The sequence below is a fragment of the Sphingobium sp. TA15 genome, assembly GCF_037101235.1.
Taxonomy (GTDB): Bacteria; Pseudomonadota; Alphaproteobacteria; order Sphingomonadales; family Sphingomonadaceae; genus Sphingobium; species Sphingobium indicum.
The window spans coordinates 2,341,067-2,364,926 of the sequence record NZ_AP025355.1 but is presented as its reverse complement, the minus strand read 5'-3'; the positions used below and the strand labels follow the sequence as shown (position 1 = coordinate 2,364,926).

The following is a 23,860-nucleotide window of genomic DNA, read 5'->3' as shown; positions in this document are numbered from 1 at the left end:
TCATTCTCCCTTCAGGGCGCGGGTGATGGTGTTGATGCGGCCCTCCAGGAAGGAGAGGGTCGTGCGATATTTGACGGCGTTTTCCGCGAACAGGGTCTGTTCGGTGCTGAGTTCGACGGTGTTGCCGTCCAGGCTCGACTGAAGCGGCACGCGATAGCCCATGGCGTCGTCCACCGCCTGCGACACGTCGGCGGGGGACTTGCCCTGCCGGGTGGTGGCTTCCTTCAGCGCGGACTCGAAATCGATGTCGCGGGCCTTGTAGCCGGGCGTGGAGGCGTTCGCGATGTTGGACGCGAGCAGGGACAGGCGCTGCGAGCGAAGCGCCAGCGCCTTTCCATGTATCCCGAACAATCCGTCTTCCAGCGACATTGCACATCTTTCCGTTTTTTCGCCCTGCCGGGCCTAAAACTTCCGTCTCCCCCGCCGTTCTGAGGCCTGATGGCGTGAACCGCGGGTGATCCAGCCTGATATTCGCAAGAGCCGTGCCAATTTGCGTGGGTGACGCACCGGCATGGCGGCAAATCGCGGAAATCCGGGCGATTGCGCGGTGACGGCGGCAAGGACGGCAAAATTTTGCCGGCGGGTGGCAGCGCTTTGCCGCCGGCCGGTCGGGCGTGAGCGGGGACGTGAAGATGATCGGGATCATGGCGCATTTGTTCGACCCGCTGACCCTGCTGGCCATGGTCGCGGGCGTCGGGCTGGTGGCGCTGTTCCAGAATGGAGCGCGCGCGCTGGGGCGGGCCTTTGCCGCCCTTGTCCCCCTGCTGCGCGCCGATCCGACAAAGGACCGGGATGCTGCGCGGGCGGCGATGCTGAAGATCGACCAGGTCGCGCAACTGCGCGGCCTTGCCTGCACCGACCGGGTGAAGACCGCCAACCCCTATCTGACCGAAGCCGCGCGCAAGCTCGCCAATTGCGAGAAGACCGAGCAGTTCGAACTGTGGGCCGTGCAATCGCTGGCCGACCGGGCGCAGCGCCACGGCGCCGCCTGCAAGGCCTGGCTGTCCATCGCCGACGCGGCGCCCGCGCTGGGCATGGCCGGGACGATCATCGGGCTGGTCGGCATGTTCGCCGCGATGGACGATCCGGCGGCGCTGGGGCCTTCCATGGCGCTGGCGTTGCTCACCACCTTCTATGGCGTGGTCATCGCCAATGTCATCGCCGCGCCGGTGGCGACGCGGCTTGCCGACCTGTCGGAGCGGGAACTTGCCTGGCAGAAGGAAGTCACCGACCGCATGGCCGCCATTGCGCGCCGGGAAAATGTGCCGATGCGCCGCGCTTCCATCCGCGAGGTGGCATGAATATTTCCACCCTCGCCAGTGCGCGGCGCGGGCGCTGGGCGCTCAGCTTCGCCGACCTGCTGCTGTTGCTGCTGGGTTTCTTCGTGATGCTTCAGGCCAGCGGCCAGCGGCGCGACGCCGTGCTGGCGCAGGTGCGGCAGCAATTTGGCGGCCATGCCGGCCGGCCCATGGAAATCCGCGCTGCCGAACTGTTCCTGCCCGGAGAGGCGGTGCTGACCGAGCAGGGCCGGAAGCGGCTGAAGGTCGTGGCGGATCGCTTCGCCCTGGGCCGCGAGCGGCTGGAGGTCAGCAGCCGGGGCACGGACGCCGCGCATCGGCGCTTCGACGGCTGGGATCTGTCGGCGGCGCGTCTGGGCGCGGTGGCGCGGGCGCTGAAGGCCGACGGCATTGGGGGCGACCGGCTGGCGCTGCGCGGGCTGGACCAGTTGGATGGCGAGGGCGGCAAAGGGCAGGTGATCCTGATCGCCGCCGGGCGTTAGGCCCGCCCGAAAGTCCGGCGTGACTGCTCTCCACCGGCCCTTGTCCATCACATGGCACGAATATTGCGTACTCCATGGTTAATCCTGTCCGCTTTCGGAGAGACGCTGTGAACCATTTGCCCAAGATCCTCCTTCTGGCGCTGTCCGTTTCAGCGTCCGACCCTGCGCTGGCGCAGCAGAAGTTCGAGAATCTGGACCGTATCGACAGTCTGGTCGCGTTGACCGTCGGCGCCAATCTGGGCGAGCCGGGCGGCCCCGTCGCGCCGGTGGACCGGCGGTTGCGGCTGGCCGCCTGCCCCACGACGCCCAGCGTCGATGGGCCGGTCTTCGGCGCGGCCATCGTCAAATGCGACGCCCTGGGCTGGCGCATCCGCGTGCCTCTGGGCGCGGGGGGCGCGGCGGCGGCTTCCGGGCCGGTCGCCCGCTATGCGCCCGCCGCGCGTCCCGTCGCCAGGGAAGCCGTGGTGAAGAAGGGCGATCCGGTCCAACTGATGGCGGGCAATGAGAATTTCAGCGTTTCGCGCATGATGGTCGCGGACGAAGACGGCGCGGTGGGCCAGACGATCCGCGTGCGCGAAGACAAGAAAGGCGCGCCGATATTGGCGCAGGTCGTGGAAATGGGAATTGTTCGCGTTCCGGGATTTAATAATTTTTGAACCCGTCCGTATATAGGCTGTGCGGGACGAGTGAAGGAATGGAATCATGATTAAGTCTGTCGGCCAGAATATCAGCGCCGCCATAGAGGCGAGCCGCCTGAAGGAAGGCGGCAAGACCGTGCGCGCTTCGTCGGCCGGTTCGGTCGGCGGCACGTCTTCCTCGGCTCGTTCGGCCAGCCCCGCGGCCCGCACGGCGGCGGAAGGCGCGCCGGTCGACATGGATCGCGTCGCCGCGATCAAGGCCGCCATCGCGTCAGGCAATTATCCGGTCGATCCGGCGGCCATCGCCGACCGCATGATCGCGCTCGACCTGCCGGCGGCCGGCTGACGCCATGCCGCTTGGCCTTGCAGCGCTGGATGAATTGAGCGCGGCTTTCGAGGAGTTGCGCGGGGCGCTGGACGGCGTGGACGCGGCGGAGATCGAAGCGGCGACGCAACGGATCGCCAAAGCCGCCTCCGCCGTGCGCGCCATTGGCGTGTGGCGATCCGACGAAGCGATGAAGGACCGGCTGAAGGCGCTCCAGCCGCTGATGGAATCGGCGCGAATCCGCACCAACCTGCTGGCGGACCACGCGAATCAGCGGCTTGCGATACTCGCGGCCCAGGGGGCGGAAACGGCGCCGCTGGTTTACGGGCGCTGAAATATTCCATTTCCGGCATATGCGAAGGCGCCCAGGAGGCGCCTTTTTTCACATCAACTCCTTAGTTCCTTCTGGACGCCCGGTGCTCCTGCCTTCGCAGGACCACGGGTTCGCAGGCACGGGGGCGCGCCTTGATTTGACCGGAGCAGGCTCCATCCCCAAAAATCAAATTATGAGCGCGCGTTAACCAAATCTTGGCACGTCACTTGCTCTAATGACCCCCGGTACCAACGGGGATTGATCGAACCAGTGTCGGCTTTCGCAGACATCGCAGCAACAGGCGCTTCGACGGGCAACCGCGTGACCAACGCGATCGCCATGGCCAGCCGCAGGACGGGCGTGGACTTCGCCTATCTGCTGGGGCAGGCCAAGATCGAGAGCAGCCTCAATCCCACTGCCCGCGCCACGACATCGTCCGCGACCGGCCTGTACCAGTTCGTCGATCAGAGCTGGCTGGCGGTCATCGACCAGCATGGCAGCGAATATGGGCTGGGCTGGGCCGCCGACGCGATCAGCAGGGGCAGCAACGGCCGCTATTATGTGGCTGACCCCGACCTGCGCCAGCAGATACTGGACCTGCGCAAGCATCCCGAAACCGCATCCGTCATGGCCGCCCAACATGCCGCCGACAACAAGGTCGCGCTGGAACAGCGGCTGGGCCGGGAGGCGGAGCCGGTCGACCTCTACATGGCCCATTTCCTGGGCGTCGGCGGGGCCGGCAGGTTCCTGTCGATGAACGACAGGGCGCCCAATGCCGCCGCGGCCGGCATGTTCCCGGCCGCCGCGCGCGCCAACCGCTCCATCTTCTACGACCGGCAGGGCAATGCCCGCAGCTTCGCGGAAATCCGCGACCGTTTCGCCGCCAAGCTCCAAAGGGGGTTCGATTCGGTCGGCGGCGCCATCCAATATGCCGAAGCCTCGCTGCCCGCGGGCGCGAAGGCCGTGCAGCCCGCCGACTATGTGCGGATCGAAACCGAGCGCCTTGCGAGCGCGGCCGATGTGACAAGCATCCGCCCGCAGCCGCAGACGGCGCGCCTCGCCTATCTCATGCTCGCCACCCTCGGAAGGTAACGGCCCGATATGACTCCCGCCCAAGTCAAAGCGAAGATCTGGATGAGCGCCGCCAAGGGAGCGGTGCTGCCCATCGCGACGCTGATGGTCGTGCTGTTCATGATGGTGCCGGTCCCGGCGGTCATGCTGGATGTCGGCTTCATCACCAACATCATGATCTCGCTGGCCGTGCTGATGGTGGCGCTGAACGCCGCCAAGCCGCTCGATTTCTCCAGCTTTCCCACGGTGCTTCTGTTCGCGACCCTGCTGCGGCTGGCGCTGAACGTCGCGTCGACCCGCGTGGTGCTGGTGAACGGGCATGAGGGCACCGATTCGGCGGGCCATGTCATCGAGGCCTTCGGTCATTTCCTGATCGGCGGCGACTATGTCGTCGGCATCTTCGTCTTCGCGATCCTGATGATCATCAACCTGGTCGTCATCACCAAGGGCGCGGGCCGCGTGTCGGAAGTGTCGGCGCGCTTCACCCTGGACGCCCTGCCCGGCAAGCAGATGGCGATCGACGCCGATCTGAACGCCGGCCTGCTGACCCCTGAAGAAGCCAAGGTCCGCCGCCGCGAGGTCGCGACCGAAGCCGACTTTTACGGCTCCATGGACGGCGCGTCGAAATTCGTGAAGGGCGATGCGGTCGCGGGAATCCTGATCCTGGCGATCAACATCGTCGGCGGCATCATATTGGGCGTGGTCAGCCATAAGCTGAGCATCGGCGAGGCCGCGCAGACCTATATCATCCTGGCCATTGGCGACGCGCTGGTGGCGCAGATTCCCGCGCTTTTGCTCTCCATCGCGGCGGCGGCCATCGTCACCCGCGTCGGCAGCGAGGACGATCTGTCGAACCAGATCACCAGCCAGTTCGGTTCGGGCAAGGCCTGGATGCCGGTCGCGGCGATCCTGACTTTCCTGGGCATTTTGCCCGGCATGCCGCACATGATCATCCTGCCCGCCGCTGCGGTCGCTGGCGGCATCGCCTGGCACCTGCGCAAGTCGAGCCAGCGCAAGGCGGCCGAGCCTGAACCCGCCGCCCCGCCGCCCAATCCGGCGCTGATCGAATGGAACGACGTGTCGGACGGCGCGGTGCTGGGTCTGGAGATCGGCTATGGCCTGATTTCGCTGGTGGACGAGCGCAAGGGCGCGCCCCTGATGGCCCGCATCACCGGCATCCGTCGTCAGTTGTCCAAGGAACTGGGCTTCGTCGTGCCGATGGTCCGGGTGAAGGACAATCTGGCGCTGGAGCCGAACCAATATCGCATCACCATCGCGGGCGTGGTCGTGGGCGAGGACGAAATCTTCCCCGACGACCTGCTGGCGCTGGACAGCGGCGCCCTGGAGGGCACAGTGTCCGGCCGCGAGGCGAAAGACCCGACCTTCGGCCTGGACGCCGTGTGGATTTCGCCCGCCAAGCGCAGCGAAGCGGTGGTCGCGGGCTATACGGTGGTCGATCCGCCGACGGTGGTGGCGACGCATCTCAACCAGTTGATCGCGATGAACGCCAGCGAGATGTTCGGCCTGGATGAAGCGCGCAAGCTGCTCGACAACCTCAAGGACGTCGCGCCGCAACTGGTCGACGGGCTGACGCCGGGCCTGTTGAACCTGACTCAGATTTCGGCGCTGTGCCGCGCCCTGCTGGCGGAGGGGATTCCGCTCAAGGATTTCCGCCGCATCTGCGAGGCGATGGTCGACGCGGCGCGGCCCGACATGACGCTGGACCAACTGGTCGAGGCGGTGCGCCAGCGGATCGGTTCGCTGATCATCCAGGGGCTGGTGCCGGTCAAGATGCCGCTGCCGGTGATCACGCTGGACGGCGACCTGGAAGCCTTGCTGGCGCAGGCCATGCGGGTCGCGGGCGATGCCCGGCACCCGATCGAACCCGCCCTTGCCAACCGCATTATCGAGGCGGTTATCACGGCGGCCCGCCCGTTGCTGGGGCAGGCGCGCAATTTCGCCATCGTCACGTCGCCGGTGGCGCGGCGCGCCATGGCCCGCCTGTTCAAGCCGCATCTGCCGGAGACGCCCGTGCTGTCCTTCCTGGAAATTCCCGACGGCAAGGGCGTGGAGGTCGTCGCCGTGGTCGGCGGCGAGCAGCGGCCCGCGCCGCGCCACGATCCGCTGCCTGCGCGCGAACGGGTTGCTTGAGGAGCCTGACCGATGTTCATGAATAGGGTCGTCGCCGGTTCCGATGCCAACACCTATGGCCGGTCCGCCCATGCCAGTTCGCCCGAACGGCTGGCGCGCCAATATATGCCGCTGGTGCGCAAGATCGCCTGGCATGTCCATGGCCGGGTATCGAGCGCCATCGAGATAGAGGATCTGCTCCAGATCGGCATGGTCGCGCTGGTCGAGGCCGCCAACGGGTTCGAGGATCGGGGGCTGGGCTTTGCCTCCTATGCGCAGATGCGCGTGCGGGGGGCGATGATCGACCATCTGCGCCGCCATGCGACGATGACCCGCTCCGCCATGTCGCAGCGCAAGCAGTTGGCGGCCATCCGCAACCGGCTGGAACAGAGGCTGGGCCGGGCGCCGCTGGAGGCGGAGATGTCCGCGGAGATGGGGCTGGACGCGGCCGCCTATCGCGAAGTGGCCGACGGTTGCGAGATGGTGCAGCACACCAGCATGGACGAGGTCTATTCAGACCAGTCCATGTGGTTCGCCGATGTCGAGGACCGGGCCGACGACATCATGGAGCGGGAGTCGCTCAAGGGTGCGCTTGCCCAATATATCGGGGAATTGCCGCAGCGCGAGGCGCTGGTGCTTCAGCTTTATTTCGTCGAGGAACTCAATCTGGAGGAAATCGGCGCGACGCTGGACATCGGCGCGGCGCGGGTCTGCCAGATCAAGAAGGCGGCGCTCGACAAGCTGCGCGAGAAATTGCGGGATTGGGATTGAATTCATTTAGCGCGCGACGTGCTCCTGCGAAGGCAGGAGCCCAGTCCGAACGGCGGCGTAATGAACTGGAGGCGGAACTGGGTTCCTGCCTTCGCAGGAACACGGAGCGATATACTAACTATCGTTCGCGGCGTTGGAAAAGTCCCTGATCGGCGCATTGTCCAACTGCAACTGCCGATAGCGGGTCTTCTGGTAGTTCTGCGTCCGCCACCATGGTTCCGCCACCTGGAACAGGCCGCTTTTCGCGACATGGCTTCCCAGATCCTTGCGCGCCGTGAAGGCCGCGAAGAAGGGCGCCAGCACCAGCCCCGCCGCCACCGGCGCGATCCAGCCGAGCGAGGTGCCGGACCTGATCGCGAGCAGGGTCAGCCCCGCGCCCAGCAAGATATGCCATTTGAACAGCCAGATCGCGGGCAGTATCGCCATGCCGTCGCGGTCGCGGGTCTGGCCGTTCCAACTGCTCTTGCGGCCCATCATTATGCCGAACAGGTTGATGGTCTGGGTCAGCATGCTGATCGGCGCCATCAGGATCGACAGCGCGATGTCCGCGATCACGCCGCGCACCATCCGGACGCCGCCGCCGAAACCGATGCGCCGCGCCGGATCGGCCAGCGCCCAGAGCAGCGCCAGCAGCTTCGGCCCGAACAGCAGCACCGCGGTCAGCGCCAGCAATCCGCCCGCGGGCAGGATCGCGCTGGGCGGCCAGACGCCCGCCGCCGCGCCGCCCAGCACCACCAGCATCAGCGCCAGCCACAGCGGCGAGGTGCAATAGGCGGACGCTCCGACGAAGAGCTGGAATTTGCTGACCGGGTGCATGCCCCTGATCTTCGAGAGAAGGGGCACATGCTGGATATTGCCCTGGCACCAGCGCCGGTCGCGAGTGGCTAGATCGGGCAGGGAAGGGGGGAATTCTTCGAAACTGTCGTCGGCCATGACGATGTGCACGTCCCAGCCGCGACGGCGCAGCAGCGCGGCCTCGACCATGTCGTGGCTCATGATATGGCCGCCGAAGGGCGCGCGGCCCGGCAGTTCGGGTAGGCCGCAGCTTTGCGCGAAGGCGCGGGTGCGCAGGATGGCGTTATGGCCCCAGAACATGCCCTCCGACCCCGCCCACCAGATCATCCCGGCGGCGGAGATCGGCCCGAAGAGGCGGCTGGCGAATTGCTGCCAGCGGGCGAAGAAGGTGGAGGCGCCGACGATGGACGGCACGGTCTGGATCAGGCCGACATGGGGGTGCCGCTCCATATCCGATGCCAGGCGGGCCATGGTCTGGCCGCTCATGACGCTGTCGGCGTCCAGCACGATCATATAGTCGTAGGCGCCGCCGAAGCGTTCGACCCATTCGGCGATATTGCCGGGCTTGCGGCCGACATTCAGGGCGCGGCGGCGATAATGGACGGGGCGGGAAAAGCCCCGGCGCATCTTCAGATAGGCGGTGCGTTCGATCTCGCCATTTTCCGCGTTCGAGTCGCTCAGGATGAAGAATTCGAACCGCTCGCCGCCCATCACCTGCGCCAGCGAGCGCTCCATGATCGACAGGCGGCCCAGCACGCCCCGGAAATCCTCGTTGCAGACGGGCAGCAGCACGGCGGTGCGCCCGCGCAGCGGGGGCGTGGAGCGGGCGCGATAGGGGCGCGCGCTTTGCCCCCTGCCCATGGTCAGCAGCAGGAAGCCGATCAGGCTGGTTGCGAAGCCGAAGGCGATCCAGGCGAAGAGCGGGATGAACAGGGCCAGATAAACCCCTTCCCATGCCGAAATGCCGTCCAGGCCGATGGAGCGCCGCATTTCGTGCGCGGCCATGGAGGCGGGCAGCAGGGCCAGCAGCACGACCAGCGTGCGCCGCGCCCAGAGGTCGATGTTGAAGGGGCGATGGGGCAGGTCGCGGGGGGTGGCCGCGAAATCCTGCGCGGGCATGGCCAGTGGCCTTTCCGGCGGCAGATGCTCGAACGCCCGGCCTGGGGACGACCCGTTCGCCTTGTCGCTATGCACGCCGCCTGTCGCTTTCATGCTTGACCCGTTTTTGGTTTCGTTACCAGAACCGACCTGTAACCGGCTGGTTCCCTTTGCCCGACCTCAGGCGCCCAGCGGGTAATGCACATATTCGCTGAACGGGCGATTGCCAGCGCGAAGTTGGGCGCGGATATCGGTCGGCCTGCCCGGCTGCCGACGGATATCCAGGACCATCCGGAACATGTCCTTCTGGTGCAGCACCGGATAGCCCGCCTTCTTGACCAGCGTTCCGCCCGCCAGATCGACCCATATGTCGGGATTCGCGCCTGCCGGAACCCCGGCGAAGTCGGCCAGGAACCGTTCCACCCCGGCCTCGCCCGATTGCCCGGTCCAGATATTCTCGATCGTGGCGAGGCCGGTGGAGGCGGGGGTGCGCGCCGCCGACCAGTCCAGCCGGTAGCTCGCCTCTATCCGGCTGCCTGCGCGGACCGGCGCGGCGGGCGTCCAATAGGCCGCGACATTATCGGTATATTCGCTGTCGGTCGGAAAGGCGTAGAGCCGCACCTGCCCAGCGCCCATCGGCTTGCGGCTGGTGGCCCAGAGCGAGGGCCGCCGTTCGTAGAAGACGCCGTCATCCTGATAATGGTCGAAATTCCGGTCGCGCTGGAGCAGGCCGAAGCCCCTGGGATTGCGCTCGGCAAAGACGTCCACGCGGGGGGCGGAGGGGTTCACCAGCGGGCGGCAATGGGCGGTGCCGTCGGCGCTGGCGATGGAGAGCATGTCGGAATCGTGGATTTCCGGCCGCCAGTCGGTCCGTTTGGCGCGGTCGGCCTGATCGTACCAGAACATGCTGGTCATCGGCATCAGCCCCAGTTCGGTAATGGCCCTGCGGGCGAACAGCACGGCGTCGACATCCTGCCGCACCCCTTGCGGCGTCAGGCTGTTGACGAAGCGGAAGGCGCCGGTCAGCGACGCGCTGTCCATCAGCGCATAGACGGTGACGCTGCTGCGCCCGGTCCGCTCCAGCCAGAAATGGGTGAAGCGGGGAAATTCCTCCTTGCCCGCGATGCTGGTGTTGATCGCGACGGCGCGGGCGGACAGGCCGAACTGCTTTTCGGCGGGGGCGCGGAAATAGGTCGCGCCCAGGAAGGACAGCCAGTCGCCGTCCCGCGCCTGATTCATGATGCGAAAGCCGGCAAAGCCTGCACCGGGGCCAAGATTGCGCACCGCATTGCCGGGCGGGGCGTCGAACATGGCGGGATCGTAGCGCAGCGGCGTGGACCGGCCATTTTCGACCAGCGCGATCTCGACCGGCTGCTGCACCGTGCTGCTCAGCGGGAACAGGCGGATGCCGGTGTCGTCGCCCTTGTCGTTCCAGATGGTGCGCTCGTCGCGGAAGCGCGCCTGGTTGAAGGCGTCATAGCCGATCTTGTCCGCGCCGGGGAAAAAGGGCGTCACGGCAAAGGGCGCGCGGGTCAGCCGCTGCGCCCGGCCGATCACCATGATCCAGGAGAAGGCCTCGCCCCGTCTCTGCGCCAGTGCCGAACGGGGAAGCAGCAGGGCCGCGCCGGAGGCGGCGATCATGGCGCGGCGATCTATCTTGGTCATGGCGCTTATCATGGGTGTGACAACCGCCGATGCAAGTGTTTCGATCCCGCACTAGGCTGTATCGGCATTCAGCGCTGACGGCCTGCAAATGGCGATTTCCCGCGCTTCCGGTGCTCACGTACTTTAGTACGCTGCGCGCCGGGTCACGAAAAATCACCATTTTCGGCTCGCCATCATCTGAATGTCGATACAGCCTAACGGGAAACTGGCCGATCGGCAAATGCGATGAAGCCTCCGCCCGGGGGGACGGAGGCTTCGTTAAGCTGGTCGTTTCATCGAAGTTTCTGCCCCCGGCGCGGTGGGGACTGTAAATTGCGCCGGGGGCGACATGACCGGCCGGGGTGACCAAGACCCCAGCCGGTCAATCCGGTGTCAGCCTTAGCTGATCAGCTTCAGCACGCCCTGCTGGCTCTGGTTGGCCTGCGCCAGCATCGCGGTCGAAGCCTGGCTCAGGATCTGCTGCTTGGCGAGCGCGGTCGTTTCGGCCGAGAAATCGGCGTCCTCGATGCGGCTGCGGGCGTCGGTCAGGTTGGTGACGTTGGCCGTCAGGTTGTTGACCGTCGATTCGAGGCGGTTCTGCGCGGCGCCCAGGTCTGCGCGCTTCGTCGCCACCGTTTCCAGCGCCGTGTCATAGACGGCGAGGTCAGCCGCTGCGAATGCAGGAGCGGCCACGGTGCCGCTCAGCGTGCCGCCGGTCGCGGTGGCGACAGCGGACAGGTCGAGCTGACCCAGGGCGATGGAGACGGTGTCGGTGCCGCCGGCGCCGGCCTGGATGTCGATCGTGGCCGGGGCTGCGGCGGAGAACAGCATCTTGCCGTTGAATTCGGTCTTGCTCAGGACCGAGTCGATCTGCTTGGCGAGCTGGTCGATTTCATTCTTGATGTTGCCCTGCGACTTCACGTCGTTGGTGCCGTTCAGGCCCTGAACGGTCAGTTCACGCATGCGCTGCAGCATGTTGCCGACTTCGCCGAGCGCGCCTTCCGCCGTCTGGGCGAGCGAGATGCCGTCATTGGCGTTGCGGATGCCCTGGGTCATGCCGCGAATCTGCGAGGTCATGGTCGACGCGATGGCGAGGCCGGCGGCGTCGTCCTTCGCGCTGTTGATGCGCTTGCCGGTCGAGAGGCGTTCCATCGCGGTGCCCAGGGCCTTGTTGGCCATGGCCGAAGCATTGGTGGCGCGCAGCGCCGAGGAGTTGGTTCCGATAACAGTCATGATAATCCCTTTCCGTTCACTATCAGGTCGCTGCCATCAGGCTGCTTGCGGCCTCGAAAGGGGATAACGGCGCCGGGAAAAAAGCTTTTAGGGCCATTGCGATTTTTTCTGCTATTTTATTGAAAAGGCCCGGAAACCGGGCGTTCGCGGCCTTTGGCGGGCACCGCCGCATATATATGCCGGCGAAAAGTTCCGGCAGTCCGGAAAAAAATTGCCGTTATGCGGCAATGACTTTGCCGCATTAACCATATGATAACCACATTGGGGCAGTCCTTAACCATCGAAGGGGTCAGGGGCGTGCGGGGGCACAAGCCGGCCAAAACATGGGGACAAGTTCATGTCATCTCTGGACGTGAGCCGAGGAGTCTGCGCGCTCGTTCCGGGCCTGCGGCACTGGCTGGAAAATGCGTTCTTCACCGTCCGGATCGTGGACGCGCAAAGCCCGCGCGAGCGGGATGACAGGCGCGTCCTGCTGGCCACCGAAATCGGTCACGCGACCCATCGCGACATATTGATCAACCTGGTCGACGGCGCGCCATCCCTGGTGCCCGCCGCGAACGGCCTGCCCGCCCGCGTGGCGTTCGGCCTGGAGGATATGGGCTTCGCCTTCGCGCTGATCGCGGAACTGGCCCGCCCGGCGGCGGTTCCGGCGGTGGGCGACAATGCCAGCACCCGCCTGATGACGCTGGCCGGGCGCGTCGCCCGCAGCGACGCCACCGTGCTGATCCAGGGCGACACCGGCACCGGCAAGGAAGGCATGGCGCGCTTCCTCCATGCCCAATCGGGCCGCGTGACCCGCGACTTCATCGCCGTCAACTGCGCCGCCCTGCCCGAAACCATGATGGAAGCCATGCTCTTCGGCCACAAGAAGGGCAGCTTCACCGGCGCGGCCCAGGCGTCGGAAGGGCTGTTCCTGGCAGCGGACGGCGGCACCCTGTTCCTGGACGAAATCGCCGAACTGCCGCTGGCGCTCCAGGCGAAGCTGCTGCGCGCTCTCCAGGAAGGCGAAGTGCTGCCGGTGGGCGCGACTCACCCCGTTCCCGTCAATGTCCGCATCATTGCCGCCTGCAACCGCAACCTTGCCGCCGAAGTCGCCGCCGGGCGCTTCCGCGAGGATCTCTACTGGCGGCTCAACGTCATGCCGCTGGAACTGCGCCCGCTGGCCGAGCGTCCGGGCGACGTGACCGCCATCGCCGCCGCCATGCTGCTGCGCTCGTCGGATGCGGCGAAGGACGCCTTCGTCTGGCCGACCGCCGCGGCGCTGGAAAAGCTGACCGCCCATGTCTGGCCCGGCAATGCCCGCGAACTGGGCAATGTGCTGCAGCGCGCCGTGGTCCTGCGCGATGGCGACCGGATCGAGCCTGCCGACCTGCACATCACCGGCGCGCCGCAGCTTCGCATCGTGGAGCAGGTGCTGGCGCCCGCCGATCCGATCCGCCTGCGCGACGTGGCGCATAACAGCAAGCTGGAGGCTGTCCGCGCCGCGCTGCGCGAGACGGACGGCCACCGCGCCGCCGCCGCCCGCAAGCTGGGCATTTCCGAACGCACGTTGCGCTATCGGCTCGCCGAGATGCGCGAAATCGCGGCTTAAAGGGGGTAGGGCGCAATGACCGGAATTTCTCCGACCGACAGCGTGATGGCGATCCGCAACGCCATCCTCCAGAAGAACGCCGCGCTGCGCGATGTCGCCCAGACCGGCAATGTCGGCGCGGGTTCCGCCGTCGGCACCAATGGCGCGACCGCGCCGGGCGGCTTCACCGACGCGCTGAAATCGGCGCTGGAGCAGGTGAACGGCCTGCAAAATCAGGCGGGCGAAGCAGCCGCCTCGTTCGAACGGGGGGAAACCACCGACATCGCCGGGGTCATGCTGGCCAAGCAGCAGGCGTCGGTCAGCTTCGAAGCCACCCTTCAGGTCCGCAACAAATTGCTGTCCGCTTACAAGGACATCATGAGCATGCCGGTGTAATATGAGCGAGAACGCACTCACCCCCTCCGCCGGCGCCGCCGCCGCTCTCCCCGCCACCAGCCCCGCCTCTTTCGGTGGCGCGAAGGGCGTCGACGCGCTGAAGGCGCGCTTCACCGGCTTCATGAAGCAGCCCGCTGTGGCGAAGAGCCTGCCGCTGCTGGGCCTGCTGGGCGTCGTCGCCACGGCCGGCGCGGCCTGGCTGGCGCTGCGCGAACCGCCGCAGCGCGACCTGTTCCGCGCCTTGCCCGATGCCGACAAGTCGGCCGTGGCGCAGGTGCTGGACCAGAACGGCATCCGCTACGACTTCGATAACTCCGGCGGCATGACCGTCGGCGAGGACGAGTATTTCAAGGCGAAGATGATGCTCGCCGCGCAGGGCCTGCCCAAGAGCGCGCCCGACGGCAACAGCATGATCGACAGCCTGCCCATGGGCGCCAGCCGCGCCGTGGAGGGCGAAAAGCTGCGTTCCGCCCGCGAAATGGATCTGGCCCGCACCATCGAGGCCATAGACAGCGTCGAGAGCGCCAAGGTGCACCTCGCCGTCGAGCCGCCCAGCGTCTTCCTGCGCGAGCGGTCGAAGCCCTCCGCATCGGTGATGCTGCGCCTCGCCTCCGGCCGGTCGCTGACCGACCAGCAGGTCAGCGCCATCGTGCATCTGGTCGCTTCCTCCATCCCGGAACTCAATCCGGAGGATATTTCGCTGGTCGACCAGAATGGCCGCCTGCTCAGCAATAATGACGGCAATGCCGCCGACGACCGTCAATTGGCCGTGCAGACCCGGATGGAGGATCGCTATCGCCAGTCGGTGATCGCGCTGCTGACGCCGATTTTGGGCGCGGGCAAATTTTCGACCGAGGTGCATGCCGAACTGAACTTTGCCGAGCGCCAGGCGACCCGCGAAACCTATCCGCAGGATGAAGCCCGTCTTCGCAGCGAGCAGGGCACATGGGCATCCGACCCGCGTGGGCAAGGCGCCGGTGGCGAGGCAAGCGGCATTCCGGGCGCGCTCAGCAACCAGGCGCCGGTCAACCCGACCGTCACCCAGACCAATCCCAACGGACAGGCCGTTGCCCAGGGCACGGAAAGCGCGCAGACCGCCGCCCAGCCCGGCACGCCTGGCAATCCGCTCATGAAGACCGAGGAGACGTTCAACCGCAGCTTCGAACTGGGCCGCGAGGTTTCCGTCACCAAGGACGCCGTCGGCACGGTGAAGCGCCTGTCGGTTGCCGTCGCGCTGGACAACGGGCCTGACGGCAAGCCGCGTTCGGCGCAGGAAATCGCCGCCCTGGAGGCTCTGGTGAAGGGCGCGGTCGGTTTCGACCAGGCGCGGGGCGACGTGGTGGCCCTGTCATCGCGCAGCTTCGCCAAGGAGGAAGTGGTCGAGGCCCCCTGGTATGAGGCCCAATGGGTGTCGCCGCTGGTGCGCAACGTCTCCGCCTTGCTGGTCGCGCTGCTGCTGATCTTCGGCATCGGCCGCCCGCTGCTGAAGCGCCGCGCCGCCGCCCAGGCCGCCGCCGCCGAACAGATCGCCGTCCAGGGCCAGAAGATCGGCCGGGAAATCTCCACCGAGATCGGCCGTCAGGCGACGGCGAACCCCGACGGGTCGACGCCGATCACGCTCGACATGATCTCCTCCACTTATGATTACGCCCAGCGCGCCGACCTGATCCGCAATTTCGTGAAGCAGGATCCCGACCGCGCCGCCCTGGTCGTCCGCGACCTTCTAAAGGAAGGGAAGAAGGAAAATGCCTGACGCCGCCACCGCCCCGGCGCTGAAGGGCAGCGCCGCCGCCGCCGTCCTGCTGATGCTGTTCGATGAGGACGAGGCCGCGCAGATCCTGTCCCGCCTGGAACCCGACGAGGTCCGCCAGCTTGGCTATGCCATGTATGACGTGGCCGACGTGCAGGTCGAGGAAGTCAACGAGGCGCTGGACCATTTCGTCACCAAGGCGAAGAAGCGCACCACCATCGGCTACGGCGCGACCCGCCATATCCGCGGCGCGATGACCAAGGCGCTGGGCGAGGAGCGGGCGGAGAACATGCTCGCCCGCATCACCCCGCCGACCCGTTCGACCCAGCTTGAGATGCTGAAATGGATGGACGCCAAGGAGATCGCCTCCCTGATCGAGGCGGAGCATCCGCAGATCATGGCCATCGTGCTCGCCCATCTGGAGGCGCCGATCGCCGCCGACGTGCTGCAATTGCTGCCGCCCGAATATCAGGAGGAGATCGTCTATCGCATCGCCACGCTCGGCCCCGTGTCGAACGAGGCGCTGGACGATCTGGAGCAGCTCCTGCTGCGCGGCAACATGGCCAAGAAGCAGGGCGGCGCATCCCAGCGCGGCGGCACGGTCGAGGCGGCGGCGATCATGAACAATGTCCGCAAGGACAATGAGCAGCGCATCATCAAGGCGCTGGCCAAGCGGGACAAGATGGTCGCGCAGACCATCGAGGAGGAGATGTTCGTCTTCGACAATCTGATCGACATGGACGACAAGAATCTGGGCACGCTGATGCGCACCGTCGACAGTTCGATCCTGGTGGTCGCGCTGAAGGGGGCGAACGACATGCTGAAGGCCAAGATATTCGGTTCCATGTCGGCGCGCGCCGCCCAGGCCATCGCCGACGAGATCGAGGAACGCGGGCCGATCCGCCTGGCCGAGGTCATCGACGCGCAGAAGCTGATCATCGCCACCGCCCGCCGCATGGCGGATGCGGGCACCATCATGCTGGGCGGCAAGGGGAATGATTTTGTCTAAGCTCTGGACCAATGCCGACGTCGCCAGCGTGCCCCTGGGCGGCATGGGTCAGGTGACGAGCGGGGGCTTCCGCAGCCGGTTCACGCCGATGCATGCCCCGTCCGGACAGGCGATGCACGACAGCGTGCCGGAAACCGAGGAAGACCTGCTGGAACAGGCCCGCATGGAGGCCTTCGCCATGGGTTTCGATGAAGGCAGTCGCGTGACGGCGGAGGCCAATGCGACCGACGCCGAAGCGCGCCGCCGCCTGGCCGAAGCGCTGGAACTGCTGGCGCCCGCGCCCAGCGGCATGCTCTCCACCATGCTGTCCGCCACGGTGGTGCGGCTGGTCGAGCAGATCGTGGGCGAGGTGGAGATCGACATCGAACGGCTGCTCCAGCGGTGCGACAGCGTGGCCGCCTTCATCGAGGAAAATGACGAAAAGGGCGCGCTGCACCTGCATCCCGACGACATCGAACTGCTGGAGGGCGAAAGCATCGGCGTGAAGCTGGTGCCCGACGGGGCGATGCAGCGCGGCTGCGTGCGTCTGGAAACGGCGGACGGCTGGGTCGAGGACGGGCCGGATGTGCGCCTGTCCCGCCTGCGCGCCCTGCTGGACGATATGGAGGGCAAGGCCTGATGATCCGCGCCGCGCTGGCCCAGGCGGAAACGCTGTTCGACCATATGCAGGTGCAGAACCGCGCGCCCCGCCATGTCGGCCGTCTGGTCAGCCATGATGCGGGGATGCTGGAAGTCACCGGCTTCCGCCGCCCCATCGGCGCGGGAGCGCGGCTGATCGCTTCGGACGGCACCATCTGCCGCGCCGAGGTGGTGGGCTTTCGCGGCGACAGGACGCTGCTGGTGCCGCTCGACGCCGACGCGCCGCTGGAAAATGGCGCGCGGGTGGAGCCGGACAGCCAGGCGACCATGGTGCAGGTGGGCGAGGGCCTGATCGGCCGCGTGATCGACGCCATGGGCCAGCCGCTGGACCGCAAGGGGCCGATTATCGCGGGCGGTAGCTGGCCATTGAACGGGGTCAAGGGCAATGTGCTCGACCGGGGCCGCGTGACCGAGCCTTTCGACCTTGGCGTGCGCGCCGTCAACGCGCTGCTGACCGCCGGGCGCGGCCAGCGCATCGCCATCATCGCGGGGTCGGGCGTGGGCAAGTCGGTGCTGATGGGCCAGATGATCCAGGGCGCCGAGGCCGACATCGTCGTCGCCGGCCTGATCGGGGAGCGCGGCCGCGAGGTCAGCGATTTCCTGGAAACCAAGCTGAAAGGCGCGATGCACAAGAGCATCGTCGTCGCCGTGCCTGCCGACCATCCGCCGGTGCTGCGCCTGCGCGCCGCCGCGCGCGCCACCGCCATCGCCGAATATTTCCGGGCGCGGGGCAAGAAGGTGCTGCTGCTGATCGACAGCCTGACCCGCTGCGCCCATGCGCAGCGCGAGATCGGCCTTGCCCTGGGCGAACCGCCCGCGATGAAGGGCTATCCGCCCTCCGCCCTCGCCCTGATCCCGCGTCTGGTCGAGCGCGCCGGCGTCGATGCGCGCAGCGGCGGATCGATCACAGCGCTTTATACCGTGCTGGCCGATGGCGACGATACGGACGATCCGATCGTCGACGCCGCCCGCGCCATCGTGGACGGGCATTTCGTGCTGTCGCGCCATTTGTCGGAACAGGCGATCTTCCCGGCCATCGATGTCGGCAAGTCGCTGTCTCGCGTCATGGCCGATGTGGTGCCGGACGAGCATCGCATGGCGGCCGCCGCCTATCGCCGCCTCTGGGCCGCCTATGAGGAGAATCGCGACCTCATCCTGATGGGCGCCTATCGCCCCGGCAACGATCCGGTGATCGACGAAGCCGTGCAGCGGCGGCAGGAAATCCTCGACTTCATCCGGCAGGATCAAAAGAGCTTCATCGACCTCGACACCAGCGCCGCCGCCCTGATCGCCGAGTTCGGCGCGTGAAGGGGGAGGTCGCCCGCCGCCAGCGCGTGCTGCGCGTCCGCCATGTCCAGCATGCCATGGCCGTCGCCGAAACCGCCCGCGCCCGCGACGAGGCGGAGGGTATCGCCCGCAACGCCCAAAGGCTGCGCAATGTGCGCAACGATCTTTTTACCGGCCAGGGCGTCGCAACTGGCGCGAATTTTGCAGCGATGCAGGAACTGGCGGGCCGTCTGGAACAGGCGGGCCGTCAGTTGGATGGTGCGCTCTACGATGCGCGCCGCAAGGTGGAGGCCAAGGAAGGCCTTTCCCTGGCGGCCAATCGGGATCGCGAAATCGCCGTGAAGCTCAAGGATCGCGCCCGCGCGGACCTGGAGGAATGGCGGGAGAACAAGTTGGCGGCCCTGCCGCGCTATCGCCGGATGCAGAGGACAGGAGATGTCTGACGTGAACATGCTGACGAGCCTCAAGGCGCTGCTCTTTTCCTCGGCGGCGACGCCCATGCCCGCCGACGGCGCGGCTGCGTCGGCCGTGCCCGCGGAAGGGGCGGCGGATTTCGCCAAGCTGCTGAACGGCACGATGGACGCCATGCCGGACGCGCAGGAAAGCGCCGGGATCGCAGGCCTGTCGCAGGAAATTGCGCCCATGGTCGCTGATGAAGCCGAAGGCGTGGAGGTCGCGCCGGCCAAGGGCGGCAAGGCCGATGTTGCCGATGCGCAGGGCGAGACGCCTTCCCCCTTGCCCTTCGGCCTCGCCAACGCATTGAGGGCGGTGCAGGGCCATCGCAAGGATTCGCTGCCCCTGCCGCCCGGACTTGCCAGGAAGATCGACGCGCCGGCCGAGCCCGCGCTCGAAGGGACGGTGCCTGCGGCGGATACCGACTCTGTCGAGGAGGTCGCGGCGGAACTGCCTGTTCCGGTGTTGGTCGCGATGGAAGAGGGCGAGGTCGAGGCGCCGGAACTGCCGATCCTGACGCCCGATCCCCCGGCCAAGGCCGCGCGCCCCGGCAAGGAAGCCAAGCCGGAGAAGGCGGAGGCCTTGCCCGAAGCCGCTGCAGTGGAGCATGCCGACGAGCCGGCGGAAGCCGAACCGAGCGGCAAGGACAAGTCGAAGGAGCAGGCCGAGGCGGCACAGGCTCCGGCAATGGTCGTCGCCGCTGTCCAGACGCCGGCGCCGCAAGGCGTTCCGGTGCCGCCGCCGACATCGGCGGCCGCAGCCCCCGAAATAGTGTCCGTCCAGCCGGAAAGCGGCAAAAATCTGCCGGCAGCGGCGGCGCCATTGCCGCCCCAGATTGCCGGACAGCCGGTTGCCGCTCAGCCGCCGGTTGAAAAAACTCATGTGGCAAAAGGCCCCGTTCAGCCTGCCGTTGCAGCGCCTGCGGCATCGGCCGATCACGCGAAAGGCCCTGTTGCCGATCCGGCTTCCGACCGCATCCCGATGAAGTCCGAGGCGCTTGCCCTGCTCCAGCTGGTCCGCGATCAGGTCGCCGCTCGCCAGCCGGGCACGCCGGTCCGCGCCGGGGAACCGCTCGCGGCCCGCGTCAAAACGGGCAGCGCCGCCACGCCGGTCGAGGCTGCTCCGACGCATAGCGCCCAGCATAACCCGGTCGATGCCGTGTCGCAGATGCCGCTCGCCCAGCCTGCTTCCGCCCCCTCTATCCCGCCGGTCGTGGCGCCGCAGCCAGTCGACCTGTCCGCCAGCCTGGGCGCGCAGATTGTCGACATGGGCGTTTCCGGCCAGTGGATCGACGGGCTGGCCCGGGAGATTGCCGGGCTGTCCGCGAACGGCGCGCAGGGCCGGTTCCAGATCAACGCCGACCAGCTTGGCGCCGTGCAGGTGGACATCCGCCAGGGCAGCGAGGGCGCGGCGGTCAGCCTGACCGTCGCCAGCGAAGCCGCCGAAATGGCGCTGCGCCAGGACAGCGACCGGCTGCGCATCGACGCGGGCCTTTCGGCGGTGCGCATCGCCGAGGTGAAGATCGAGCGCATGCCGCATGTGGCCGAGGCCGCGAAGGCGGACAGCGCCAATCAACAGCAATCCTCCCAGCAGCAGGGCTCCCAGGGCGCGAACGCATGGGCGAACAACGGCCATAACATGGCGCAATCCCAGGGACAGGCCCAGGGCCAGGGGCGCTGGCGTCCGCAGGAAAATAGCGCGTTCGCCGCTAAAAATTCCGGCGATCCGGCCGTTCTTAACCATGACGAGCTGCGCCATGCCGGCAATCCCGCCGCGCGCGCGCGCTATGCCTGACGACTTGGATTGCGGGGGATTTTGACCGATGAGTGACGACGCCAAGCCGAAGAAGAAGAAGAAGGGCGGGGGCATGAAGATGATCCTGCTCATCGTCATCGCCATGGTCATTGGCGGGGCGGGCGCGGCCGGCGGTCTCTATGCCGCCGGTTTCTTCAGCCCGAAGGAAGAAGGGCCGAAGGAAGATCCGAACAAGCCCGTGCTCGTGCTGGCGGGCGAAAGCGCCGAGGAAGTGGCGAAGGCCCATGGCTATGCCGGCGGCGAGGGCGGCGGTCATGAGGGCGGCGGCGGTCATGCCCCGAAGGGCGCCCATGTCCCGGCCAAGGGCATCGACCTGCCCAGCCCGGCCAATCCGGCCGCCTATCAGGCGACCTATTTCCAACTCCAGACGCCCTTCACCTCCAACATGTCGGACACGGACGCCTTCGCGCAGATTTCCATTGCGGTGTCGACCTATTACGACATCCGCGTGGTTGAGGCGATCAAGGCCCATGAGATGGCGATTCGCAGCCAGGTTCTGATGATGCTGGCCGAACAGCCTGTGGAGGCGCTTTCGATGCCGGAGGGCAAAAGGGCGCTCCAGGCCAAGATCAAGACCGTCATTAACGACATTCTGAAGCAAAAGACGGGCTATGGCGGCGTCGATAACGTTTATTTTACCAATTTCGTTATTCAATAGGGATGCCTGAACGCGCGGGAAGTCCCCCGCCTGGACCGGCAGGGGACTGAAATGACCGACGTTCAAGCCTACGCCTTCGGGCGGGGGGAATCTCAGGCGCCGTTGATGCTGTCGGGGCTGGACCGGCTGGGCGAAAAGCTCGGCCGGCGTCTGCGCGCCCTGATCGAGCCGATCGCCGGGGCGCGCCCGCATGTCGTCGCGCAGGATGCGCGCGCGCTGGAATTCGGCGCCTGGGCGCATGAGGTGCCCGGATCCGCCAGCATCGGCGTCTATCGCCTGGCGCCGCTCAAGGGGCAGGTGCTGCTGCGGCTCGACGCGGAGATGATCTCGACGCTGGTCGATTGTTTCTATGGCGGGATCGGCAACCGGGCCTTGCCGCCGCGCGGAGAGTTCACCCCTACCGAAGATCGCCTGATCGCCCGGATTTCCGAGGCCTTCATTGCCCGGCTGGTCGAATGCTGGAGCGACATGCTGGCCCTGGAGGCGGGCCTGATCGTCCGGGAAACCGGCATCGGCTTTGCCGCCGCGGCCCAGCCGGGCGAGCAGATGGTGCTGCAACGCTTCCTGATCAGCATCAGCCGCGATGCCGAATGGCCCATCGACCTGCTGTTCCCGCTGTCCTCGCTGCGCGCCGTCGAGCCGTTGATGGGCAACCGCATCCCCGTGGACGACGAACGCGCCGACCCGGTGTGGCAGGCCCGCATCGCCCAGCGCATGCGCGAAATCCGCCTGCCCGCCCGCACCGTGCTGGCGCGTCCCGACCTGTCCCTGGCGGAGCTGATGCAGCTCAAGGCCGGCGACATCATTCCCGTCACCATCAACCGCAGCCTGCCGCTGATCGTGGGCGACCGCATCGTCGCGCATGGCTCCATCGGCGAACAGGACGGCCGCGCCGCATTCCAGATCGAAAAGCTAGCACAGGAAACCGGACAATGAGCGACATGAGCGAAGCCCCACGCATCGACGGCGTGGGCGAGGACAGCATTTCCCGCATGGTGAACAACCGCCAGTTCCGGTTGCTGGCGGACATTCCGGTCCGCATGTCGGTGGAGGTCGGGTCGACCTCGCTCCGGCTGGCGGAGGTCATGGACCTCAGCGAAGGCAGCGTCGTGGAACTGGACCGCCAGGCCGACGACCTGCTCGATATCATGGTCAACGGCGCGCTGATCGCGAAGGGAGAGGTGGTGACGGTGAACGGCCGCTACGGCATCCGCATCGTCGAAATCGCGGCCGCCGAAAGCCGGCTGGCGGGCGTCGAGCGGCGCGGCTGAAGCTGGCGGTCGATTTACCGCTTGCCTTGCGCGCCAATCTTTCGGAACGGATGACGCATTAACCATCTTCGCGGAAAGCGCTCATGACCTGGTATTTCGTCAAGCTGCTGATTTTATTGCCGCTGGTCGGCGGCATGGCCTTCGGCGCGCTGTGGCTGTGGCGCAAATATCAGCCCGGCATGATGGCCGGGCAGAATGATCGGTCGCTCAAACTGCTGGAAGCGCTGCCGATGGGAACGTTCGGCAAGCTCGCCGTGGTGGAGTTCGAGGGGAAGAAGATCCTGCTTTCCGTGACGCGGGGACGGATCGAGAAGATCGCGGAAGGTGACAGCTATCGTGCCGGGCGCTGACGTTTTTCCCGCGGTGGCGTCCGGACGTGAGGTCGGGAGATGGATTCCCGCCTTCGCGGGAATGACGAAATTGCTGTTGGCGGCGCTGCTGCTCGTGGCGCTATTCGTCGCCATGCCCGCCTTCGCTCAGGCCCTGCCTGCCGCTCCGGCGCCTGTCGACAATGGCGGCGCATTGAGCCGCGCCATGGGGCAGATCAGCGGCGACGGCCGTTCGCTGTCATTGTCGCTGCAAATCCTGATCCTCATGAGCCTGCTGACGGTGCTGCCGTCGCTGATCCTCATGATGACCAGCTTCACCCGCATCATCATCGTGCTGTCGCTGCTGCGCCAGGCGCTGGGGTTGCAGCAGACGCCGCCCAACCAGGTGCTGGTCGGCCTGTCGCTGTTCCTCTCGCTGTTCGTGATGCGGCCCGCCATCGACCAGATCAACGGCCAGGCCTTCGACCCCTATGGCAAGGGCCAGATTTCCATCGAGGAAGCGGTGGGCCGTTCGGGCAAGGTGCTGCACGGCTTCATGACCAAGCAGACCCGCGAGACCGACCTCAAGCTGTTCCAGAATCTGGCCGAGGCGCCCGCCTTCCGCACGCCTGCGGACATTCCCTTCTCGATCCTGCTGCCCGCCTTCGTGACGTCGGAATTGAAGACCGCGTTCCAGATCGGCTTCATGATCTTCCTGCCGTTCCTGATCATCGACCTGGTGGTCGCGTCGACGCTGATGGCGCTGGGCATGATGATGCTGTCCCCCACGATCATTTCCATGCCGTTCAAGCTGTTGCTGTTCGTGCTGGTGGATGGCTGGGCGTTGACCATGGGGTCGCTGGCGGGGTCGTTCGCGACGTGATCGTGCCGCCTCCCTCTCCACCG

Annotated in this window: 25 protein-coding genes; 21 read left to right on the top strand and 4 right to left on the bottom strand. The window is 66.7% G+C overall.

Annotation, left to right across the window (positions count from 1 at the left end):
- Window positions 1–369: a flagellar basal body rod protein FlgB gene (gene flgB / locus Sj15T_RS11825; RefSeq protein ID WP_013041208.1), complete on the bottom strand. Its 369-nt coding sequence runs from the start codon at window positions 367–369 to the stop codon at window positions 1–3.
- Window positions 370–632: 263 nt separating this feature from the next.
- Between flgB and Sj15T_RS11820 the strand changes: the two genes are divergently transcribed.
- From Sj15T_RS11820 to Sj15T_RS11785, 8 genes are all read left to right on the top strand, one after another.
- On the top strand, window positions 633–1,301 hold the full coding sequence (locus Sj15T_RS11820; RefSeq protein WP_037510151.1) for a MotA/TolQ/ExbB proton channel family protein: 669 nt from the start codon (window positions 633–635) through the stop codon (window positions 1,299–1,301).
- Window positions 1,298–1,780: a flagellar motor protein MotB gene (locus Sj15T_RS11815; protein WP_007682597.1), complete on the top strand. Its 483-nt coding sequence runs from the start codon at window positions 1,298–1,300 to the stop codon at window positions 1,778–1,780. The genes Sj15T_RS11820 and Sj15T_RS11815 overlap by 4 nt, the downstream gene beginning before the upstream one ends.
- 107 nt (window positions 1,781–1,887) lie before the next feature.
- The gene (locus Sj15T_RS11810; RefSeq protein ID WP_013041206.1) at window positions 1,888–2,436 is read left to right on the top strand and encodes a flagella basal body P-ring formation protein FlgA; all 549 of its coding nucleotides are present in this window, start codon (window positions 1,888–1,890) and stop codon (window positions 2,434–2,436) included.
- Window positions 2,437–2,482: 46 nt separating this feature from the next.
- A complete protein-coding gene (flgM, locus tag Sj15T_RS11805) occupies window positions 2,483–2,764 on the top strand; it encodes a flagellar biosynthesis anti-sigma factor FlgM (protein WP_013041205.1) in 282 nt (93 codons plus the stop codon).
- A gap of 4 nt (window positions 2,765–2,768) precedes the next feature.
- Window positions 2,769–3,077, top strand: coding sequence for a hypothetical protein (locus Sj15T_RS11800; protein ID WP_013041204.1), 309 nt, complete (start codon window positions 2,769–2,771; stop codon window positions 3,075–3,077).
- 249 nt (window positions 3,078–3,326) lie between these two features.
- Window positions 3,327–4,148 (top strand): flagellar protein FlgJ, encoded by an 822-nt coding sequence (locus tag Sj15T_RS11795; protein WP_041386611.1) that lies wholly within the window; start codon window positions 3,327–3,329, stop codon window positions 4,146–4,148.
- A gap of 9 nt (window positions 4,149–4,157) precedes the next feature.
- Window positions 4,158–6,278, top strand: a complete 2,121-nt coding sequence (gene flhA, locus Sj15T_RS11790) for a flagellar biosynthesis protein FlhA (RefSeq protein ID WP_013041202.1) — start codon at window positions 4,158–4,160, stop codon at window positions 6,276–6,278.
- A gap of 12 nt (window positions 6,279–6,290) precedes the next feature.
- Window positions 6,291–7,028, top strand: coding sequence for a FliA/WhiG family RNA polymerase sigma factor (locus Sj15T_RS11785; protein ID WP_013041201.1), 738 nt, complete (start codon window positions 6,291–6,293; stop codon window positions 7,026–7,028).
- A gap of 114 nt (window positions 7,029–7,142) precedes the next feature.
- On the opposite strand, the gene mdoH is transcribed toward Sj15T_RS11785, so the two are convergent.
- From mdoH to Sj15T_RS11770, 3 genes are all read right to left on the bottom strand, one after another.
- The gene (mdoH, locus tag Sj15T_RS11780) at window positions 7,143–9,035 is read right to left on the bottom strand and encodes a glucans biosynthesis glucosyltransferase MdoH (protein WP_013041200.1); all 1,893 of its coding nucleotides are present in this window, start codon (window positions 9,033–9,035) and stop codon (window positions 7,143–7,145) included.
- A 66-nt stretch (window positions 9,036–9,101) separates the two neighbouring features.
- Window positions 9,102–10,586, bottom strand: coding sequence for a glucan biosynthesis protein (locus Sj15T_RS11775; RefSeq protein WP_041386609.1), 1,485 nt, complete (start codon window positions 10,584–10,586; stop codon window positions 9,102–9,104).
- 378 nt (window positions 10,587–10,964) lie between these two features.
- A complete protein-coding gene (locus tag Sj15T_RS11770) occupies window positions 10,965–11,798 on the bottom strand; it encodes a flagellin (RefSeq protein WP_013041198.1) in 834 nt (277 codons plus the stop codon).
- A gap of 337 nt (window positions 11,799–12,135) precedes the next feature.
- Here Sj15T_RS11770 and Sj15T_RS11765 point away from each other — a divergent pair, with 337 nt between their 5' ends.
- From Sj15T_RS11765 to fliP, 13 genes are all read left to right on the top strand, one after another.
- Entirely contained in the window at window positions 12,136–13,389 is a 1,254-nt protein-coding gene (locus Sj15T_RS11765; RefSeq protein WP_013041197.1) for a sigma-54 dependent transcriptional regulator, read from the top strand.
- Between the two features lie 15 nt (window positions 13,390–13,404).
- Window positions 13,405–13,764: a flagellar hook-basal body complex protein FliE gene (fliE, locus tag Sj15T_RS11760; protein WP_007682619.1), complete on the top strand. Its 360-nt coding sequence runs from the start codon at window positions 13,405–13,407 to the stop codon at window positions 13,762–13,764.
- 1 nt (window position 13,765) lies between these two features.
- A complete protein-coding gene (gene fliF / locus Sj15T_RS11755; protein ID WP_013041196.1) occupies window positions 13,766–15,517 on the top strand; it encodes a flagellar basal-body MS-ring/collar protein FliF in 1,752 nt (583 codons plus the stop codon).
- The gene (gene fliG / locus Sj15T_RS11750; protein ID WP_013041195.1) at window positions 15,510–16,523 is read left to right on the top strand and encodes a flagellar motor switch protein FliG; all 1,014 of its coding nucleotides are present in this window, start codon (window positions 15,510–15,512) and stop codon (window positions 16,521–16,523) included. Before fliF ends, fliG begins: the two co-directional genes overlap by 8 nt.
- Window positions 16,510–17,142, top strand: a complete 633-nt coding sequence (locus Sj15T_RS11745; protein ID WP_013041194.1) for a flagellar biosynthesis protein — start codon at window positions 16,510–16,512, stop codon at window positions 17,140–17,142. Before fliG ends, Sj15T_RS11745 begins: the two co-directional genes overlap by 14 nt.
- A complete protein-coding gene (locus Sj15T_RS11740; RefSeq protein ID WP_013041193.1) occupies window positions 17,142–18,470 on the top strand; it encodes a FliI/YscN family ATPase in 1,329 nt (442 codons plus the stop codon). Before Sj15T_RS11745 ends, Sj15T_RS11740 begins: the two co-directional genes overlap by 1 nt.
- Window positions 18,467–18,892: a hypothetical protein gene (locus tag Sj15T_RS11735; RefSeq protein ID WP_007682629.1), complete on the top strand. Its 426-nt coding sequence runs from the start codon at window positions 18,467–18,469 to the stop codon at window positions 18,890–18,892. The genes Sj15T_RS11740 and Sj15T_RS11735 overlap by 4 nt, the downstream gene beginning before the upstream one ends.
- Before the next feature lie 7 nt (window positions 18,893–18,899).
- Window positions 18,900–20,696, top strand: a complete 1,797-nt coding sequence (locus Sj15T_RS11730) for a flagellar hook-length control protein FliK (RefSeq protein ID WP_253720716.1) — start codon at window positions 18,900–18,902, stop codon at window positions 20,694–20,696.
- 28 nt (window positions 20,697–20,724) lie between these two features.
- Window positions 20,725–21,375, top strand: coding sequence for a flagellar basal body-associated FliL family protein (locus Sj15T_RS11725; RefSeq protein ID WP_007682633.1), 651 nt, complete (start codon window positions 20,725–20,727; stop codon window positions 21,373–21,375).
- Window positions 21,376–21,426: 51 nt separating this feature from the next.
- Complete coding sequence (locus Sj15T_RS11720; protein WP_013041191.1) at window positions 21,427–22,311, top strand: FliM/FliN family flagellar motor switch protein; 885 nt, start codon at window positions 21,427–21,429, stop codon at window positions 22,309–22,311.
- Window positions 22,308–22,646: a flagellar motor switch protein FliN gene (gene fliN / locus Sj15T_RS11715; protein ID WP_007682637.1), complete on the top strand. Its 339-nt coding sequence runs from the start codon at window positions 22,308–22,310 to the stop codon at window positions 22,644–22,646. The genes Sj15T_RS11720 and fliN overlap by 4 nt, the downstream gene beginning before the upstream one ends.
- Window positions 22,647–22,729: 83 nt before the next feature.
- Entirely contained in the window at window positions 22,730–22,996 is a 267-nt protein-coding gene (locus Sj15T_RS11710; protein WP_007682639.1) for a flagellar biosynthetic protein FliO, read from the top strand.
- 61 nt (window positions 22,997–23,057) lie between these two features.
- Window positions 23,058–23,837 (top strand): flagellar type III secretion system pore protein FliP, encoded by a 780-nt coding sequence (gene fliP / locus Sj15T_RS11705; RefSeq protein ID WP_041386093.1) that lies wholly within the window; start codon window positions 23,058–23,060, stop codon window positions 23,835–23,837.
- Window positions 23,838–23,860 lie beyond the last annotated feature (23 nt).